The organism is Bradyrhizobium sp. AUGA SZCCT0222 (assembly GCF_018130205.1).
GTDB lineage: Bacteria > Pseudomonadota > Alphaproteobacteria > Rhizobiales > Xanthobacteraceae > Bradyrhizobium.
This window is the reverse complement of sequence record NZ_JAFCLX010000035.1, coordinates 23,719-42,366: the sequence shown is the minus strand read 5'-3', so window position 1 is coordinate 42,366 and position 18,648 is coordinate 23,719. Positions and strand designations below refer to the sequence as shown.

The 18,648-nt window shown below is 60.7% G+C and carries 17 protein-coding genes; 11 read left to right on the top strand and 6 right to left on the bottom strand.

The window, feature by feature from the left end; genetic code table 11:
• Positions 1-82 precede the first annotated feature (82 nt).
• The 3 genes from JQ629_RS26060 to JQ629_RS26050 are packed head-to-tail and all read left to right on the top strand — an operon-like array spanning position 83 to position 3,836.
• Positions 83-967, top strand: coding sequence for an FAD binding domain-containing protein (locus tag JQ629_RS26060; RefSeq protein WP_212415063.1), 885 nt, complete (start codon positions 83-85; stop codon positions 965-967).
• The gene (locus tag JQ629_RS26055) at positions 964-1,446 is read left to right on the top strand and encodes a (2Fe-2S)-binding protein (protein ID WP_212415062.1); all 483 of its coding nucleotides are present in this window, start codon (positions 964-966) and stop codon (positions 1,444-1,446) included. The genes JQ629_RS26060 and JQ629_RS26055 overlap by 4 nt, the downstream gene beginning before the upstream one ends.
• Positions 1,443-3,836: a xanthine dehydrogenase family protein molybdopterin-binding subunit gene (locus JQ629_RS26050; protein WP_212415061.1), complete on the top strand. Its 2,394-nt coding sequence runs from the start codon at positions 1,443-1,445 to the stop codon at positions 3,834-3,836. The genes JQ629_RS26055 and JQ629_RS26050 overlap by 4 nt, the downstream gene beginning before the upstream one ends.
• 26 nt (positions 3,837-3,862) lie before the next feature.
• Here the strand turns inward: JQ629_RS26050 and JQ629_RS26045 are convergent, their stop codons facing one another.
• Positions 3,863-5,014, bottom strand: a complete 1,152-nt coding sequence (locus tag JQ629_RS26045) for a zinc-dependent alcohol dehydrogenase (protein ID WP_212415060.1) — start codon at positions 5,012-5,014, stop codon at positions 3,863-3,865.
• Between the two features lie 187 nt (positions 5,015-5,201).
• Here JQ629_RS26045 and JQ629_RS26040 point away from each other — a divergent pair, with 187 nt between their 5' ends.
• The 7 genes from JQ629_RS26040 (at position 5,202) to JQ629_RS26010 (ending at position 12,057) form a co-directional block, all read left to right on the top strand.
• Complete coding sequence (locus tag JQ629_RS26040; RefSeq protein ID WP_212415059.1) at positions 5,202-6,209, top strand: ABC transporter substrate-binding protein; 1,008 nt, start codon at positions 5,202-5,204, stop codon at positions 6,207-6,209.
• A 128-nt stretch (positions 6,210-6,337) separates the two neighbouring features.
• Entirely contained in the window at positions 6,338-7,153 is an 816-nt protein-coding gene (locus tag JQ629_RS26035; RefSeq protein WP_212415058.1) for an ABC transporter permease, read from the top strand.
• 3 nt (positions 7,154-7,156) lie between these two features.
• Positions 7,157-7,942 carry an ABC transporter permease gene (locus JQ629_RS26030; RefSeq protein ID WP_212263937.1) on the top strand — a complete coding sequence of 262 codons (786 nt, stop codon included), beginning with the start codon at positions 7,157-7,159 and terminating at the stop codon, positions 7,940-7,942.
• A complete protein-coding gene (locus tag JQ629_RS26025) occupies positions 7,939-9,000 on the top strand; it encodes an ABC transporter ATP-binding protein (RefSeq protein ID WP_212415057.1) in 1,062 nt (353 codons plus the stop codon). Before JQ629_RS26030 ends, JQ629_RS26025 begins: the two co-directional genes overlap by 4 nt.
• A gap of 8 nt (positions 9,001-9,008) precedes the next feature.
• Positions 9,009-9,848 carry a phosphodiesterase gene (locus JQ629_RS26020; RefSeq protein WP_212415056.1) on the top strand — a complete coding sequence of 280 codons (840 nt, stop codon included), beginning with the start codon at positions 9,009-9,011 and terminating at the stop codon, positions 9,846-9,848.
• Between the two features lie 227 nt (positions 9,849-10,075).
• Positions 10,076-11,044: a Bug family tripartite tricarboxylate transporter substrate binding protein gene (locus JQ629_RS26015; RefSeq protein WP_212415055.1), complete on the top strand. Its 969-nt coding sequence runs from the start codon at positions 10,076-10,078 to the stop codon at positions 11,042-11,044.
• Positions 11,045-11,322: 278 nt separating this feature from the next.
• Positions 11,323-12,057: a Crp/Fnr family transcriptional regulator gene (locus JQ629_RS26010; RefSeq protein WP_212210139.1), complete on the top strand. Its 735-nt coding sequence runs from the start codon at positions 11,323-11,325 to the stop codon at positions 12,055-12,057.
• A gap of 46 nt (positions 12,058-12,103) precedes the next feature.
• Here the strand turns inward: JQ629_RS26010 and JQ629_RS26005 are convergent, their stop codons facing one another.
• The 5 genes from JQ629_RS26005 to JQ629_RS25985 are packed head-to-tail and all read right to left on the bottom strand — an operon-like array spanning position 12,104 to position 17,132.
• Positions 12,104-12,790, bottom strand: a complete 687-nt coding sequence (locus JQ629_RS26005; protein ID WP_212415054.1) for a cyclase family protein — start codon at positions 12,788-12,790, stop codon at positions 12,104-12,106.
• Between the two features lie 24 nt (positions 12,791-12,814).
• Positions 12,815-13,522, bottom strand: coding sequence for a molybdate ABC transporter substrate-binding protein (locus tag JQ629_RS26000; protein WP_212415053.1), 708 nt, complete (start codon positions 13,520-13,522; stop codon positions 12,815-12,817).
• Positions 13,519-15,660 (bottom strand): xanthine dehydrogenase family protein molybdopterin-binding subunit, encoded by a 2,142-nt coding sequence (locus JQ629_RS25995; RefSeq protein ID WP_212415052.1) that lies wholly within the window; start codon positions 15,658-15,660, stop codon positions 13,519-13,521. The genes JQ629_RS26000 and JQ629_RS25995 overlap by 4 nt, the downstream gene beginning before the upstream one ends.
• Positions 15,657-16,127 (bottom strand): (2Fe-2S)-binding protein, encoded by a 471-nt coding sequence (locus JQ629_RS25990; RefSeq protein WP_212415051.1) that lies wholly within the window; start codon positions 16,125-16,127, stop codon positions 15,657-15,659. Before JQ629_RS25990 ends, JQ629_RS25995 begins: the two co-directional genes overlap by 4 nt.
• A gap of 27 nt (positions 16,128-16,154) precedes the next feature.
• Positions 16,155-17,132 (bottom strand): tripartite tricarboxylate transporter substrate binding protein, encoded by a 978-nt coding sequence (locus tag JQ629_RS25985; protein WP_212415050.1) that lies wholly within the window; start codon positions 17,130-17,132, stop codon positions 16,155-16,157.
• A 309-nt stretch (positions 17,133-17,441) separates the two neighbouring features.
• Between JQ629_RS25985 and JQ629_RS25980 the strand changes: the two genes are divergently transcribed.
• Complete coding sequence (locus JQ629_RS25980; RefSeq protein ID WP_212415049.1) at positions 17,442-18,533, top strand: hypothetical protein; 1,092 nt, start codon at positions 17,442-17,444, stop codon at positions 18,531-18,533.
• Positions 18,534-18,648 lie beyond the last annotated feature (115 nt).

Below are 18,648 nucleotides of genomic sequence, written 5' to 3'. Positions count from 1 at the left end.
ATAAACAAACTTGACCTTTAAAAATTGTCGCCGTCTAATCCAAAGAAAATGCCAATATCCCGCAGGGGGAGGTTACGCCGAAATGAAAGCCTCGGCTTTCGCTTATGCCCGCCCGACCAGCGTCCCAAGTGCGCTGGAACTGTTGGTCGCGTACGGGGACAAGGCCAAGGTGTTATCCGGCGGCCAAAGCCTGATGCCGGCAATGAATCTGCGCCTGATCTCCCCCGAATTCATTGTCGATATCGGTGAATTGGCTGAACTTCGCGGGATAGTTGTGAATGGCGACGTCTTAACCGTTCGTGCGCTGACGCGTCACGTGGACGTCCTGAGATCTCCCGAAATCGCGACCCATGCTCCTCTGTTGAGGGACGCTACCTCCCATGTCGCGCATCCGGCGATCCGCAACCGCGGCACGCTCGGCGGCAGTCTTGCGCACGCGGATCCGGCTTCCGAATTGCCGGCTTGCATGGTGGCGCTGGGCGCAACCGTGATCGTTTGCGGGCCACGCGGCGAGCGGCGAATCCCTGCTCAAGGATTCTTCACCGGCATTTACGAGACGTCACTTTCGCCACAGGAACTGCTGGTTGCCGTCGAACTGCCTGTCGCGCGGAAAGATTCCGCGCACTTCTTCCATGAATTTGCCCGCCGTCATGGCGACTATGCCATTGTCGGCTTGGCGGCGCAGTCGACCATCGTAGACGGGCAGTTCACTGATCTCCGCCTCGGTTTCTTTGCCGTGGGCGACCGGCCTTTGCTCGCCGGGGCTGCCGGAAAACTTGTTAACGTCGCCGTCACGCCGGAAGTCCTGGCCAAAGCCTCCGCGGTACTGGGCGAAGAGCTGGATCCGCAGGAGGATCAGCAGGCTACTCCGGCCATGCGGCGGCACCTCGCGAAAGTATTACTTCAGCGTTGCGTGTCCACGCTGCTTTCCCGTGCCGACTTGCAGTCGGGGGTACCCGGGCGATGACCCCTGTGCCCATTTCCCTCGAAGTCAATGGCGAGCGTATCGACACCCATGTGCTGCCGCGGCTCAACCTGGCCGACTTCCTGCGTGAGCATATGAAGTTGACCGGTACGCATGTCGGGTGTGAGCACGGGGTTTGCGGTGCCTGCACGGTGCGCTTCAATGGCGAGATCGTGCGCTCCTGCCTGATACTGGCGGTACAGGCCCAAGAAGGCTCGGTCGAAACGATCGAGGGTTTGTCCGACAGCGGTGAAATCGCGGATCTGCAGGCCGCGTTCCGCGATCGTAACGCCTTGCAATGCGGCTTCTGCACACCGGGAATGCTGATGGCGGCGCAGGATCTGCTGCAGCAGACTCCGGAGCCGGATCGGAAAACGATTCGTGAGCACCTTTCCGGCAACTATTGCCGTTGTACCGGCTATCAAGCGATTATTGATGCGATTGAGACGACAGCGCGGTTGCGCGCAGGACGCGCGCCATGACACGCAAACCTGCGAATCGTGACGCGTTTTCGGTGCTCGACCGGCCGAACTCCTATATCGGCAAGACCGTGCCGCGGCCGAACCTCGACCGGCTGATGCAGGGACGCGGGTTATATGTCAGCGACATCGAACTGCCGCGCATGGCGCATGTTGTGTTCCTGCGCTCGCCGCACGCGCATGCAAAAATCACAGGTATCGACGCAGCAGCGGCAAAACGCATGCCGGGTGTAATTGCCGTCGTCACCGGCCAGGAAATTGCTGTGGTTATCACGCCGTGGGTTGGGGTACTCTCGCACTTGAAGGGTCTCAAATCTGCGCCGCAAAGCGCGATCGCGGTTGATCGGGTGTGCTGGCAGGGCGAAGCCGTCGCGGCAATCATCGCAACTAGCCGCGCCGCCGCCGAGGACGCGGCAGAACATATCTCCGTCGCGTATGAGGAACTCGACGCCGTGACGGACATGCAAACTGCGCTCGATCCCACAACGTCCGTGATCCATCCCGCGCTCGGCGACAATCTGGCCTTCGAGCGTAATCATGACGCAGGCGCCGTCGACGCGGCCTTTGCTGCCTCCGACGAGGTGGTGGAAGCAGAATTCATTTTTGGGCGGCACACCGGCGTGACGCTGGAGCCTCGTTCGGTAGTTGCCGACTGGAACTCTGCCGAAGGGCGACTCACGATCTATCAGGGCACGCAGGCGCCGCATATGGTGCAGAATATTGCGGCGCTGCATCTCGGTCTGCAGGAGTCCCAGGTCCGCGTGGTCTGCAAGGACGTCGGCGGCTCCTTCGGTATCAAGGTCCACATCTACGCCGACGAAATGGCGACTTACGCACTGTCGAAACTGCTGCGGCGGCCGGTCAAATTCGTCGCCGACCGGGTCGAGAGTTTTAACACCGATATCCATGCGCGCGACCATCGCTGCAAGGGAAAGATCGGAGTCAAACGCGATGGTATCATTACCGCGTTTGAGATCGACGATCTCACGGGTATCGGGCCGTATTCAATGTATCCGCGAACCAGCGCCATCGAGGCCAATCAGGTCGTCAACCTGGTCGGTGGGCCCTATGTGACCAAGAACTACCGCGCCCGGGCCCGCGTCGTGTTCCAGAACAAGAACGTCATGTGTCAGTATCGTGCGGTCGGGCATCCGATCGCCTGTTCAGTAACTGAGGGTCTGGTCGATCTGGCAGCGATGAAGATCGGCATGGATCCCGTCGAAATTCGCCGTCGCAATCTGATTGCCGACGACGCTTACCCCTGTGCTTCGCCTTCGGGTTTGCGTTTCGAGCAATTGTCGCATCATGCCGCGTTGGCGAAACTTATCAAGATGATGGACTATGACGCGCTGCGCGCGGAACAGGCAATGTTGCGAGCCAGAAACATTCATCGCGGTATCGGCATCGCCAGCTTTATCGAGATCACCAATCCCAGCGCGGCATTCTATGGCGTCGGTGGCGCCAAGATATCGTCGCAGGATGGCGTTGCGGTGCGGCTCGACGCCCAGGGAGCGGTGGTCTGCCAAACCAGCATCACCGAGCAGGGGCAGGGATCGGAATCGCTCACCGCCCAGATCGTCGGCAGCGTCCTCGGCGTCTCGATGGATCGCGTTCGCGTCATTCTGGGGGACACCGACAACACGCCCTATGGCGGCGGCACGTGGGCTTCGCGCGGGGCCGGCATCGGCGGTGAGGCCGCACTTCAGACCACCAAGGTCCTGCGCAAGAACATCCTCGATGTCGCCGCCGCCATCCTGCAATCGTCACCCGGCGATCTCGACATCGTCAGCAATAGCGTTGTGAACGTTAGCGATGGCGCGCCGCGCATTGAATTGAGTGAATTGGCGAGGATCGTTTATTTCCGTCCCGATACGCTGCCACCGGGTATTCAGGCGGAGCTGATGGCGACACGGCATTTTGTCCCGCGAGAATATCCCTTCGCCTTTACTAACGGTGTCCAGGCCTCATGGCTGGAGGTCGATACCGACACCGGCTTCGTTAAATTGTTGAAGCACTGGGTGGTCGAGGACTGTGGCACGATCATCAATCCGCAGCTGGTTGACGAGCAGATCAGGGGCGGGGTGGTGCAGGGCCTTGGCGCCGCGCTGTTCGAAAAATGCGTTTATGACGAACGTGGCCAGCTCGCCAACGCTAACATGGCCGACTATCTGGTCCCGATGTCCGGCGAAATGCCGGATATTGATATCGGCCATGTGGTGTCGCCCACGATGGAATCGGAATTGGGCGCCAAGGGCACGGGCGAGGCCGGTACGGCCGGGGCGGCCGCCGCCGTGACCAATGCGGTCAATGACGCGCTCAGGCCGTTTGGGGCAATAATCACGGAGATTCCGCTGACGCCTCAGATGATCCTGACTGCGCTGGGGAGAATCTGAACGACGGTGCCAGCGAAAGCCAGTGTTCACTCGGCTGCAACGTTCGCGATTAAACTCGCCTGCCGATTGGTGACGACCACCTTGATGGCATCGTCAACACGCTCACGGGCGTATCTTAGCGCGGTTGGCAGATCGCCGAGTGGAAACGTATGTGTATGGATTTTCGTCGCATCGAAGCGCTTTTCCGCCATGAGTGCCATGGCACGGCGGGTCGCGCTGCGGCCCTCGCCGCGAATGCCGTAGGCATAGATGTTGTTCTTGACGAGATGTGCGAGATCCATCGTGACGGGATCATGTGGGAACGCGGCAAGGCAAATTTTTCCACCGCGATTGGTCATGTGAATGGCCTGATTGATTGTAGTTTCGCTTCCGGCGCATTCAACGACGTAGTCGGCGCCGATACCGGTAAGTTGCTTAACGACTTCGACTGGGTCCTCGTCGTTGATATTGATGACGCGATCGGCGCCTAGTTCCTGACCGATTGCGAGCCGTTTGTTGCGCGTTCCAGTCAAGATCACCGGGCTCGCGCCGAGCGCTTTGGCAACGGCGACCGCGAGCAGTCCGATCGGCCCCGGGCCGATCACCACGACGCTCTCGCCCGCAACCAACCCTCCCAATTCGGTCAAGCCATACATTGAGGTGCCGGCGGTGACGACCAGCGTCGCCTCCGCGTCACTCATCGTATCTGGTACGCGTGCCAGCGTGTTGATGTGGTTGACGGCGTATTCGGCAAAACCGCCATCGGTGGTGAAACCGTTGGCGCGATGTCCCTTCTCGGGCTTTCCGTAATTCAGGCACGAGGTGTACATGCCCTGGCGGCAGCGCTTGCACTGGCCGCAACCAGCGTGGATCTCCACGCTGATCCTTTCTCCAATCGTGAATTCGTCGACGTCAGGTCCGAGCGCTGCGACAGTGCCCATGTATTCGTGGCCCGGCGTGAAATTCTTGTTGAAGGGCAGGCCACCCTGAATGCTCGCCGGCGAGCCTGTATGAATGATCTCAAGGTCGGTTGCGCAGATCGCAACCGCATCGATCCGGACCAGCACTTCCGCGCGAGTGGGAACAGGGACCGGTTTCTCGCACAAGGAAAGGTGGTCCGGGTCGTCCAGTACCCAGGCCTTCATTTGGTTAGGGATGGGTAGGTCGGGGGAAGTCTTGACGCCGGCGGGCTGGTACATGAAGCGTCTCCTCTCATGTCGAAGCCTAGCTGAAATCGTCGGCTGACGAAATTCCCGGACGGCTACAGCGCGGCTGCAGCCGTTTGCTGCATAGCAATAGACCGTCGCAAAACCTTCATGCGCAGCCTATACTTGGTCGCGGGTTGGTGCTGATATCCTTTTCGGCCGCTCGAAACCGGAGTTATCCATGAAGACCGTCCGTTTTGTTCTTGTCTTGCTGGCGCTATCACTGTTCGCGCCCGGGCAATCCGCCAAAGCGGCTGACGTCATCTGCTACAATTGTCCGCCGGAATGGGCAGACTGGGCTTCGATGCTCAAGGCGATCAAGGCGGATCTCAATTACGATATTCCGCACGACAACAAGAATTCCGGTCAGGCGTTGGCCCAGATACTGGCCGAGAAGAGCAATCCCGTCGGCGATATCGGCTATTTCGGCGTCACCTTCGGCATGAAGGCCAAGGCGCAGGATGCCCTCGAACCTTATAAGCCCGCCAACTGGGATCAGGTCCCAGCCGGCCTGAAGGATGCCGATGGCTTCTGGACCACGATTCATTCCGGCACGCTTGGCCTGTTCGTGAACAAGGATGCGCTTGGTGGCAAGCCGGTGCCGGCCTGCTGGAAGGACCTCCTGAAGCCCGACTATAAGGGTATGGTCGGCTATCTCGATCCGTCTTCAGCCGCGGTCGGGTATGTCGGTGCAGTCGCGATCAACCTGGCGCTTGGCGGCTCGGCGGCCAATTTTGATCCCGCGATCAGCTTCTTCAAGGACCTGAAGAAGAATGACCCGATCGTCCCCAAGCAGACTTCCTATGCCCGTGTGGTTTCGGGCGAGATGCCGATCCTGCTGGATTACGATTTCAACGCCTATCGCGCGAAATACTCGGAGAAAGGCAATTTCGAGTTTGTGATCCCTTGCGAAGGTTCTGTGGTGTTTCCTTACGTCGTTGGCCTCGTCAAGAATGCGGCGCACAAGGACAAGGCCAAGAAGGTTCTCGACTATCTTCTGTCCGACAAGGGGCAGGCGATCTGGACCAACGCCTATCTGCGTCCCGCGCGCCCGATCGAGCTGCCTGAGGCCGTGAAGAAGAAGTTCCTGCCCGACAGCGACTACACGCGCGCGAAAAATGTCGACTGGGGTCAGATGGAAAACATGCAAAAAGGCTTCGTCGACCGCTATCTCGCCGAGGTTCGCTGAGGCAATATGGCGTCCGGTTAGAGCGTTTTCGAGCGAAGTGGTACCGGTTCGCGTGAAGAAAACGCGTCGACGAAGTAGAGCTTCGGTTCTGATTCGTCAGCACTGAAGCTCCAGGGCGCCTTCTGCTGATGTCGCATAGATCCTTTGTCTGGTTATGCCTGCTGCCGCTTGCGGTGGTGACGGTGGCGTTTTTTCTGCTCCCGATGGCGCGGCTGGTCGTGACCGGGGCGGAAGGCCCACAGGGCGCCGCGGGCTATCTGGCGATCCTGACCGAGCCGCGTTACCGCGCAACCTTGATCAATACGGTGGCGCTGGCAGCCGCGACCACCATTGTGACGCTGATCGTGGCGACGATTGCTGGAATGTTCCTGCAGCGGCATCGCTTCCCCGGCCGCGCCGTACTGATTGCGATGCTGACCTTTCCGCTGGCGTTTCCCGGCGTGGTTATCGGCTTCCTGATCATCCTGCTCGCCGGCCGCCAGGGGCTGATCGGTGATCTTTCCAACCGCGTGTTGGGCGAGAAGCTGGTCTTTGCCTACTCGATCTACGGGCTGTTCCTCGGTTATCTCTATTTTTCGATCCCGCGCGTCATTCTCACCATCATGGCCGCGGTGCAGAAGCTCGATGTCGGTTTGGAAGAGGCAGCCCGTTCGCTGGGTGCGAGTCCATGGGCGGTGCAGCGCGATGTGGTGTTGCCGGCGCTGGCACCGGCCTTCGTCGCCTCCGGTGCGATTGCCTTTGCGACCGCAATGGGAGCGTTTGGTACGGCTTTTACGCTGGCGACCAACATCGATGTGTTGCCGATGCTGATCTATACCGAGTTCACGCTGGCTGCGAATTTTTCGACTTCGGCCGCGCTGTCGGTCGGGCTCGGCATCATTACCTGGTTCATCCTGGCGCTCGCCCGCTCCTTCAGCGGCAGCGCAGTTGCGGCGGCTGGATGAGCCATGCGTGATCGTCTGATCTTCACCGGCCAGCTAATTTTTACATTGATCGTCGCCGCATTCCTGGTGGTGCCCGCAATCCTGTCGATTTCCGCCGGCGTTACCGTGAACTATTTTCGCGGTATCCAGTCCGGCGTAACCCTGCAATGGGTCGTCCAGGTCTGGCAGCTCTATGCCGGCACTATCCTGCTGTCATTCGTGATCGCCTTTGCAACCCTCGCGGTGACGCTGGCTATAGGTGTTCCCGCAGCCTACGCCCTGCACGTGCGGGGAGGGAGGCTGTCGCGCATCGTCGAGGAGATCATCACGCTGCCGCTGGCGATACCAGGTCTGGCAATTGCCCTGGCATTGCTGCTCACTTACCAAGGCTTCAGCGACTTCCGCCGTTCTTGGCTCTTCATCCTGGTGGGGCATGTTATTTTCACCATGCCCTTTATGGTGCGATCGGTGATGGCGGTGTTTGCAACGGTCGATATCAAGACGCTCGACGAAGGTGCGGCGTCGCTCGGCGCATCACCATGGCGGCGCTTCCGCGACGTGATCGTGCCGAATGCCGTGCCCGGGATACTTGCCGGCAGCCTGATGGTGGTGACGCTTTCGCTTGGCGAATTCAACCTGACCTGGATGCTTCATACGCCCCTGACCAAGACGCTGCCCATCGGGCTTGCGGACAGCTACGCCTCGATGCGGCTCGAGGTCGCTTCGGCCTATACGTTGATATTCTTCGTAATGATCATCCCGCTGCTGGTGGCCATGCAATTCTTTGCCGAGAAGGAACAGAAGAGATGAACGCGTCAGCAGGACATGGCGCCTCGGTGCGTATTGAGGCCTGCGGCAAGACGTTTATCGATGGAACGCGCGCGCTGGAGCCCGCGACGCTCGATATTGCGCGCGGTGAGACGCTGGTGTTGCTAGGGCCGTCCGGCTGCGGCAAGACCACGATGCTCCGCATCATCGCGGGCCTCGAATTGCCTGATGCCGGTGGCAAGGTATTGTTCGACGGCAACGATATGACGTCGGTGCCAATCGAACGGCGCAACGTCGGTATGGTGTTCCAGTCCTATGCGTTGTTTCCCAACATGAGCGTATCTGACAACATCGGCTACGGCCTGAAGATCCGCGGTGTGCCGGCCAAGGAGCGTGCGGCGCGCGTCGCCGAACTGGTCGCGCTGACCAATATTGCCGGGCTGGAGAATCGCCGCATCGACCAGCTTTCCGGAGGGCAGCGCCAACGCGTGGCGCTGGCGCGGGCAGTCGCGATCCGGCCGGGGATCCTGCTGCTTGATGAACCCTTGACGGCGCTCGACGCGGCGCTGCGCGATCGGCTACGCGGTGAACTCAACCGCCTGCTGCGCGCGCTTGGCATCACCACAATTTATGTAACGCACGACCAAGCCGAAGCGATGGAACTCGGCGATCGTGTTGTTGTCATGCAGAAGGGAACGATTGCCCAGATCGGTACGCCGCGGGAGATCTACTTCACGCCGCAAAGTCGCTTCGTGGCGGAATTCATAGGTGCCGCTAATATTATCGAGTCCCCGATCGAGAACGGTTATCTCGTTTTACCGGGCGGGCGGCAGGCGATCGGGATCGACGCAAATTTTCCGACCGTGGTCGCCATGATTCGTCCCGAAACGATCCGCGTAGTGGAGACGGGGAGTGCCCCGCTTTCCGGCGTCATCGACAGCGTCAGCTTTATTGGCGATCGGCAACGCCTGGTCATAAGTGGTGTATCCAATAGGCTATTTACTGTTGATGCGCCGAATACGGTACAAGCCAAGGCCGGCGAACGGGTCGGGCTGTTGATTTCGCCGGAAGCCGTTCGTTTGCTGCCGTCCGAAAGTTGAGAACGCCAATGTCGCCAAAACCGGTTCGTATCGCCCAAATTTCCGACCTGCATATCAAGCCGCCGGACACGCTCGCCTATGGCCGGGTCGATACTGCCCGGGCCCTTGAACGTTGCGTCGCGGTGTTGAACGAATTTCAGCCGGCGCCTGATTTTGTGGTGATATCAGGTGATCTGGCAGATACGCCGACGGCTGAGGAATATCAGTACCTCAAGCGGCTACTGACGCCATTGAAACTCCCGTTCGCCGGGATTCCCGGCAATCACGATTCGCGTCAGCTGATGCGCGATGCGTTTCCCTCTGCTTCATATGCCTTGGCGTCTGGGCCGCTCAATCAGAGGATTGAGATCGGCGGGCTGGATCTGCTGCTGCTGGACTCAAGCGTCCACCAAAAGCCCCATGGCGAACTCGAAGAGCCCACGCTGCGCTGGCTTGACGCGACACTGGCTGCTTCGCCGGATCGGCCAGCGCTGCTGTTCCTGCATCATCCGCCGTTCAAGGCCGGAATCTGGCACATGGATCGCCAGAATCTCCTCAACGCCAGCGAACTCGCCCCCATCGTTCGGCGTCATCCGCGCGTGCAACTCATCTCGGCCGGTCATGTTCACCGTGCGGCTCTGACGATGTTCGCGGGCGTGCCGACTACGATCTGCCCGGCGCCGAACCACGCGGTCGATCTTGACCTTGCTGAACTCCGCGAGCCCTCGTTCAAGGTGGAGCCGCCGGCCTTCCACCTCCACACCTGGTTTCCGGGCGAGGACTTCGGCAGCATCGTCACCCATCAGGTGCCGATTGGAACGTTTGACGGTCCGCACCCGTTTTTCGGGCCAGATGGGAAATTGCTTTAGGAGGCTCTTAAGTCTACCCTTGGGCGGCGTTTCCCAAAATTGTCGCTCCGCCATCGATAGCTTCCCTCGTTGCCCGGCCATCCTTCTTGCCCGCATGTCGATTGACGCACTGGCTCATTCTTCATTTCGTTGCCGACCAGATTGCCAAGGCGGATGTGGAGGAGCAATCATTCTCCGGAAGATGTGGCCCATATCCCAAATGCTGACCGCTTGAGGAGAATCATGAAATGCGCCTTCTCCATTCGTTGATTCCGGCGCTCGCGCTGCTCCTGAGCTCTAATGCGATCGCACAGACGTCCTATCCGGACCGGCCTATCAAGATGATTGTGCCGCTGGCTGCAGCGAGTGCCGTCGATGTTGCGGCGCGGATCGTGACGCAGAAAATGGCCGACAATATGGGCCAGCAATTCGTGATCCTGAACCAGCCTGGCGCCTCAGGCATGATCGGGGCGGAGCAGGTCGCGCGGGCTGAACCGGACGGCTACACGATCGGGGGCTTCAACGACAGCATCATGACCATGGTGCCCAACCTGCAGTCCAAGATGCGCTGGGACATATTGAAGGATTTCGAGCCGGTATCGCTGGTCGCAACCGTTGAGTGGGGGCTGGTCGCCAGTAACCGGGCCAGCTTCAAAAGCGCGGCGGATTTGATCGCAGCCGCGAAAGCAGCGCCTGGCAAGATCGATTACGGCTCGGGTGGCCCGGGCAGCCCGCAGCATTTGGCCATGGCGATGTTTGCTTCCGCGTCCGGCATATCGCTGACTCATGTGCCCTATAAGGGCGCAACGCAGGCTGCAACCGATGTCGCCGCAGGCCAGATTCCGGTCGGCTTCCAGGGCCTCGGTACGGTTGCTGCCCTGGTGCGCGGCGGCCAACTCAAACTGATCGGAGTGACTACCGAGCAAAGATTGGCGCAATTCCCCGACGTGCCGACTGTCTCCGAATCCGGCTTGCCAGGATTCTTCTTCAACTCATGGTTTGCGATTCTTGCTCCTGCCGGCACGCCGAAGGCGATCATCGCTCGGTTGAGCGCCGAGGCGCTGAAGGCGGTCGGTGATCCCGAAGTACGGCGCAAGCTGGAGGAGCTGGGATTTGCGGTGCGCGGCAGTTCGTCGGAAGAATTGCGTGTCATGACGCGTGATCAGCTTGCCAAATACGCGCGCGTGATCAAGGAAATGGGTATCGCGAACGAATAAGCCGCCGAGCGAAGCGGTCGGCGCTGCGTTGGGCAGGCGAAGTCCGTTACAGGCCGAAATTGGTGCCTCAATGGCGTCTGGCTATTTCCGCGTGACGGGATAGCTCGATGCCCGTACGATCCGATCGCGGGTTCCAGGGTTATCGGAGCGTTAATGCCTGGGCTGCCTTTGAGTTTTGGTCGCTAAATCGACGCAGTAGGATGCTTTCCGGTTGAAAAGCCAACCGGCGTTGATTACGGAAGAGCTACATCCCGAACAGTTTCTGGAGTTTGACTGGCGTGCCTCAACAAAGGACGGGTGAAGCTCAGGGATTTTCGAGCAGCAAACTGTCGGTTTTGCGCAAGCATCCCTATTTTGTCGACCTTGAGCCCGAAGCCTTCGATCAACTCTGCCGTTACGCCAAACACGTCACGCTGAAGCGGGGAGCGACGATCTTCGCCAAGGGAGATCCCGGCAACAGCCTGTTTGCCGTGATCTCCGGCACGGTGAAGATCAGTATTTCGTCGCCCGATGGCCGCAACGCAATCCTGAACCTGATCGGGGCGGGGGAGATTTTTGGCGAAATCGCGCTGCTTGACGGTTCTGTCCGCTCGGCAGACGCGACTGCGAACACCGCTTGCGAGCTCTTCACGATCGACCGGCGCGAGTTCATTCCTTTCGTGCGCAGCCAGCCGGGCCTTGCGATGAAGTTCATCGAACTGTTGTGCACGCGGATTCGCTGGACCAGCGATCAGGTCGAACAGGTTATCCTTCAGAATTTGCCGGGACGGTTGGCCAGCGCGTTGCTTCGCTTAACCGAGAAACACAAGCTTGAACCGCAGGGCCGAACCATTGCGATTACCCAGCAGGAAATCAGCGAGATGGTCGGTATGACGCGAGAAAGCATCAATAAGCAGTTGCGGGCGTGGGCGGCGCGCGACTGGGTGCGGCTCGAGCACGGCGCGATCGTTGTACTGAAGGCCGAGCCGCTGCAGGCTTTGGCCGAAGCCGGATCTGGCGACGAAGGCGAATAGCGGCGTGCGGCCGGCTAATTCTCCGGCGCATTTCGCGATATTATTCTCACAGGTCGAACACGGCCACAGCGCGGATCGGGGAGGCGGTGCCCCCGCGCCACTTCATCGGCAGGCCGATGAAGGTGAACCGGCCTTTGCCGAGCAGCGCTTCCAGATTGCACAGGCTCTCGATGTGGGTGATGTCGAGGTCGAGACAGGCCTTGTGAACGAGCGCGTTCACGTCGCCTTCGGGACCAGGCCGCATCGAGTCGATGCCAAAATGCACGACGCCCTGTTGCGCGAGCCATTCAGTCGCGGCGACATTCACGCCGGGATTGTCGTTCGAATATTCCTTGCGTGGGAACGTGCGTTCGTGGTGGCCGGTGCAGAGCAGTACGGTGCCGCCTCTCGGGATCGGCAGGTCGGCCTTCTTCACCGCCACTTCGAGATCGGAGGGCGTAATCTCGGCGCGCGGCAGAATGTGGCGCAGGTCGAGGCAGATACCCGGCACAATGCATTTCTCCAGCGGATACTGGTCGATCGATATGCCGCTCTTGCCGAAATGCCGGGGCGCATCGATGTGGGTGCCGGCATGATCGACCATCGAGATGAACATCGATGCAAGTCCGTGCACGTTGCCGGACTCGGCAAGGGATTCTTCGTGGGTCTTCCAGACGCCATGGATGACAGGTGGGTGACCCGGATAGCTCGGGGTGCGATGATAGAGCTCTCGGCTCAGGTCGATGATTTTCACGATAGAACCCTTTGGAAGATGCGGCTATTTCGGAATGCTGATAAACCCTGAGCGTTCGCGTTGTTCTTGTTGCCCCGCGCCGATCAATAAGCCGATCAATTCCTGCGCCTGGGGAGCGTGGGCAGCCCTGGTAGCGACGCCAGCTGTGTACATAGTCGCGAGTTCGCAACCGGGTGGCAGCGTCCCGGACAGGCTGACGCCCTTGGTGCTGATGATCTCGGTCGATTGCGTGCAGCCGATCGGACGTCGCGCATCGGAAGCCGCCATTTCGCGCATAGCGGTCGCGCCGTTCGGGAAAATCTTGAGCCGCTTGGCGACTTCATCGGTGATGCCGAGTTGCGCCAGAACCTTCGCGACGTGAATGCCGGCGGTCGAGGCGACCGTGTCCGGCACGTAGATAGCGTCCGATGCAAGCAAGCATTCGCGCAAGCCGACGGTATCCTTGACTGTAACCCGGGGATCGCCGGCGCGAACGGCGAGGGCGGTCTCTACCAAGCCGACATTCGCGATCGACGAGGCGACGACCAGATTCTCCCCAGCAAGCTTGGCCACGATCGCTGCGGTCAAAATGACGATGTCGGCCGGCATGCCGCTGCGCAATTTGTCGGCCATGGCGCCAACCGCGCCAAACTCTCCTGCGATATCGAAACCGGTCTGCGTCTTGAATTTCGGAGCCAGGCTCGCCACCAGCCCCTGTGCTGCGCCGCCGCTCAGGATGTTCAGGCTGCTCATAAAGTCGATCCCATGGCAGCGATGATACTTTCGCGCGTGATTGGAAGATGGCGCACGCGCACGCCGAGCGCGTCGAACACGGCGTTGGCAATGGCCGCCGAGACCGGGCCATGGGCAGCTTCGCCGGCACCGACCGGGTCGATCTCCGGGCGCTGGATCAGTTCGACTTCGACCTCCGGCACCTCGCTGAAGCGAAGGATCGGATATTCCGTCCAATTGGTGCTGGTGATGCGTTGCCGGTCGAATCTGACGCGTTCCTTCAACACCCAACTCGTGGCCTGGATCGCGCCGCCTTCGATCTGGTTGATGACGCCATCAGGATTGATGGCTTCGCCGACATCGACCGCCAGTGTAAGCTTCCGGACGCGGATATCCTCGGCGCTTTCGATCTCGGCGACCGCAGCACAATAGGCGCCGGTGTTCTTGTAGCGGGCAAAGGCGATGCCGTAGCCAATGCCGGGCTGCTTCTCCGGCTTCCACCGGGTGCGCTTTGCAGCAGCGCGAATCACGTCCTTTGCTCGCTCGTCCGTCAAGTGACGCAGCCGGAATGCGACCGGGTCTTCGTCGCGCTCGGTGGCGATCTCATCAAGGAAGGATTCGATTGCGAATACATTGCCCTGCGCGCCAAGCGTCCGCAGCGCGGAGGTGCGGATCGGCATCGTCGTCAGGCGATGGCTTTCGATCTGCCAGGATGGGAAGTCATAGAGGGGTACGGCATTGCGATCGCCGCCACCGCCATTGGCCTGCGGTGGATTGGTCGAGATCATCCGCGGAAACGGGTCTTCCAGCTCGAATCCCGCCAGCAATGCAGGTTGCACCGCGCGCCCGGGCCGCGCCACATGGCCGTTGCTCCAGATGGAATGGCGCCAGTCGATGATTTCACCCTCTGCGTCGAGATCGGCCTCAATCTCGATCGCCATGGCCGCTCCAAACGGCGCATCCGACATCTCGCCTTCGCGCGACCATTGCACCCGCACCGGCCGGCCGCCGGTGGCTTTGGCGAGCAATACCGCGTCGAGCGCAACGTCGTCGGCCGCGTTATGTCCATAGCAGCCGGCGCCCTCCATATGTTCCACTATGATGTTTTCGGCCGGCAGTTTGAGAACCAGCGCCAGATCGGTGCGCAGGAGATAGACGCCCTGGCTGTGGGTCCAGACGTGGACGCGGTCGCCATTCCACTGTGCCATGGCGCAGGAAGGCGCGATCGAGGCGTGGGCGATATAGGGGCGGGTATATTGCCGTCGAAGGGTCCGCTTCTTGGCACCGGGCGACGATGCTATGCGCTTGTCGACGACCGTTGTTTCCGAGGGGGCGGCCTTCAGGAATGCAGCTAAATCGCTTTCGTCGGGAAGGGGGGCGCCGTCGGCCCAGACCGCCCCCTTGCGCAGGGCTTGCAGAGCTGCTTCCGCGCCATGCTCGGTTTCGCAGACGACGCCCGCGAAACTGCCATCGCGCACCACCGCGACGAAGCCTGCTATCGTCCGGACATGGCCGTCTTTCAGCCCGGCGAGGTTCGCGCGCGCGTTCTGCGGCCGCAACACGCGGCCGTGCAGCATTTCCGGCAATGTCCAATCGTGAATGAAGCGCGCCCGCGCGAAGACCTTGTCGGGGATGTCGATCCGCTGCACCGAGTTTCCGGCGAGCGCGCGGTGGGTGGCCGGTTTCGGCTTCACATCAGGCGTCGCGTCGCGATCGAGCGAGACTTCTTCCGCAAGCTCCCAATAGCTCGTCGTGACATTACCCGGACCTGAAATGGTGCCGTCGTCGACGCCGAGTGCACCAATATCGACACCCAGCCGTTCCGACGCCAGCTGAAGAAAGATCTGGCGTGCCTCGGCGCAGGCATGCCGCATCGCGCGTCCCGATTGTTGCACGGAGAGGCTGCCTGAAGTGACGCCCTCGTTGGGGCTGACAGCCGTCGACGCGCGGATCATCTGCACGCGCGCAATATCGATGTCGAGTTCGTCGGCGGCGATCTGGGCCAGGGCCGTTACGATACCTTGCCCAATCTCCACCTTGCCCGGCGAGACCATCACCTGTCCCTGCGGCGAAAATTTCAACCAGGATGACAGTTTCGGGTTTGCCGCAAGATTCACCGGCAATTTGGGCGAGGACGGGCTCGGCGCTGGCTGGTTCATTCCGACGCCATCTCGCCCGCTGCGCGCAGCACTGCCCGCACCATGCGGTTATGTGAGCCGCAACGGCAAAGGTTACCGTCGAGCGCTTCTTTCACTTCTCGGTTGCCGGGCTTGGGATTTCGTTTCAGCAGCGCGGCCGCGCTCATGAGAATTCCGGAGACGCAATAACCGCATTGCAGCGCCTGCTCGGCGATGAAGGCGCGTTGCAATGGATGCGGTCGCTCAGGAGTTCCCAAGCCCTCGATGGTCGTAATGTCCTTGTCCGCCACCGACCACAGCGGCGTATCGCAGGCCGCCACGGCGCGATCGTCGATCATGACGTTGCAGGCGCCGCATTCACCGGCGCCGCAGCCGAAATGCGGTCCGGTCATGCCGAGCTGCCCGCGCAAAATATCCAGCAGCGACCGATCGGGATCGGCGTCGACGTCAGTCTCCACGCCATTAAGTCGAAATCGAACGCTCGGCATCGCGGGTGGGCCTTGGCTGGCGCTTCTTTACTGGGGCTTGTCGAACTTCTTGACGACCTCGGCCCATTTCACAATATCGCCGCGCAGGAATTTGTCGAACTCTTCCGGGGTCATCGCCATGGGAACCGCGCCCTGCTGGGTCCAGAGCTTGACGACATCTGGCCGTTTCACCGCGGCGTTCACGGCGGCATTGATTTTGTCGATGACCACCTTTGGCGTTCCCGCCGGCGCCATCAATCCCAGCCAGATGGTCGCCTCATAGCCGGCAACGCCAGCCTCGATCGTCGTCGGCGCGTTGGGCAGCACGGTGGAGCGCGTCTTGCCGGTGGTCGCCAGTGCGCGCACTTGGTTCTCCGCGACATTGGGCGCCATCGTCGGAACCGCGTCGATCATCATCTGCACCTGGCCGCCAATCACGCCGCTACGCGCCTCGCCGCTGTTGCGGTAGGGCACATGCACAAGATCAACGCCGGCCATGGTCTTGAACAGCTCGCCGGCCATGTGATACGGCGTGCCCTGGCCGGACGACGCATAATTCAGTTTGCCGGGCTGCGATTTGGCCAGCGCGATGAATTCCTGCAGCGTCCTTGCCTGAACGCTTGGGTGGATCACGATCACGAGGTCGGAATAGTTGACCGGAGCGATCGGCGCGAGATCTCGCATCAGCTCATATTTGCGCTGCGGCACCAGGGACTCATTGGCGGTCTGGGTGTTCGACATCATCAGCAACGTGTAACCATCAGGCGGTGACTTGGCAGCCTCGAGCGTGCCGATGACGCCGCCGGCGCCGGTGCGGTTCTCGATCACGAAGGGCTGGCCGAAGCTTTCCTGCAGGATGCTGCCGATCTGGCGGGCGGTGACGTCGGCAGGGCCACCGGCACCGAACGGGACGATCACCCGGACCGGCCTCGAGGGATAGTCCTGCGCTAGGCCTGTTGTCCCAAGAACGGTCTGTGCCGCGAAAAGCGTTGCCGCCAGGGCAAGCGCCAATCTCAAGCGGATCATTTCAACCTCCCGAACCCAGTCTTGTGCTGCTTGGCCTGTTGCCGGCCCAATCTGGCTTCAGGGAAGTCTAGCGATCCGCGCGGTGATCGCCAGTACCTTCAGATGCGACATTCGTCGCGCTGCTGGCTTGTTTGACCCATTGATCCTCAGCCCCTTCCGGAAGTGCCTCGTCCTATTTGACGTATTGCATCAATCAAGCCGCAACCATCTGCATCATCGACGCAACGCTGGCCGTGGCCAACGCAAATAGAATCATTGAGAGTGGGAGCTGATTACCGAGCCGGGACACCCCGTCGCGAGGAGTGTGACATGAAATTCTTACCCTGCATGGCTGTTGCTGCCCTCCTGCTCGCCGGCAGTAGCGCCGTCACCCATGCCCAGACCCTTCCGGCCTATATGGCGCCGATCTCGGGTAAATCAGCTGCAAACGCCTCGGATATCGCGACCAGGGATATGCTGGCGCTCAACACCGGCATGTTCGAGCTTTATGGCAACGCAGCAAAGATCTTCCAAAAGAACATCCTGGACAAGCATCCGGTGATTCTCGCCCTGTTCTCGGGTGCCGGTGGTCGGATGATCCTGTACCGGCCGGGGATGGCGCCAATGGATGCGCCGCAGGTGCCGATCGTCTATCAACTGCTCAAGTCGGTCGGTCACAGCACGATGGCGCTGGCCCAGGTCGTCGGCCCTTATGTCGACAATCCCGATGACAAATCCTGGCGCGGGGCGATGCTGGCCTATCGCAGCCGCATGCAATCGGCGCTCGATGGCCTCGACGCCACGCCGATGGAGCCCGGTTGGCGCGACAACAATCGGACCATCCTGCAGAACAACCTCGCGTTCATGGACGAGTGCGTCGCCAAGGGCGTCGTGCCGTTCGCCGCGCTCGAGGCCTTTGGCAAGAAGCAGGCGCCGTATCTGGCGAAGAACGTGGCTTGGGCGGCGCAAACACAAGTCGGGCATTGGATGACGGTGTTGGCGGACTGGAAAAAGCAACTCGGCGCTGACTGGGACAAGACCTATGCCGCGAGCAACACGATCTATGTGGCTCGCCAGAACAACGTGCTGTTCAGCGTTCTGGCGCAATTCTTCGGCCCTGATGCGATCAACAGCCGGCTGCTGCTGATCGAGACGGTTTCGTTCACGACGACATCGGCAGATATGCTGGAATCCTTGACCCGCATCATTGCGGATCGCTCGGTCGGCTCGCTGTTCTTCGGCAACTATCATCTGATGGACTACGAGCTGATGGGGGGCGACGCGCGTGTCGCGATCGTTGCGGAAACCGGCAAACGCGGCATGACGCCGTTCCTGCCGCCCGTCGTGCCGTTCGGCTCCAAGCAATGGCCGACATTGGTGACACCCGGGCCGGGCCCGGCATCTATCGCCGATCTCAAGTAGCTTCGGAGGATGCGCGCAGCCGGTTTGAGAACCGGCTGCCATCCTCTATTGTTTTGCGACGAATCAATCTTGCATCCGTCGTCGGACCCTTCGTGTGAGTCGACTATTGCTCCTT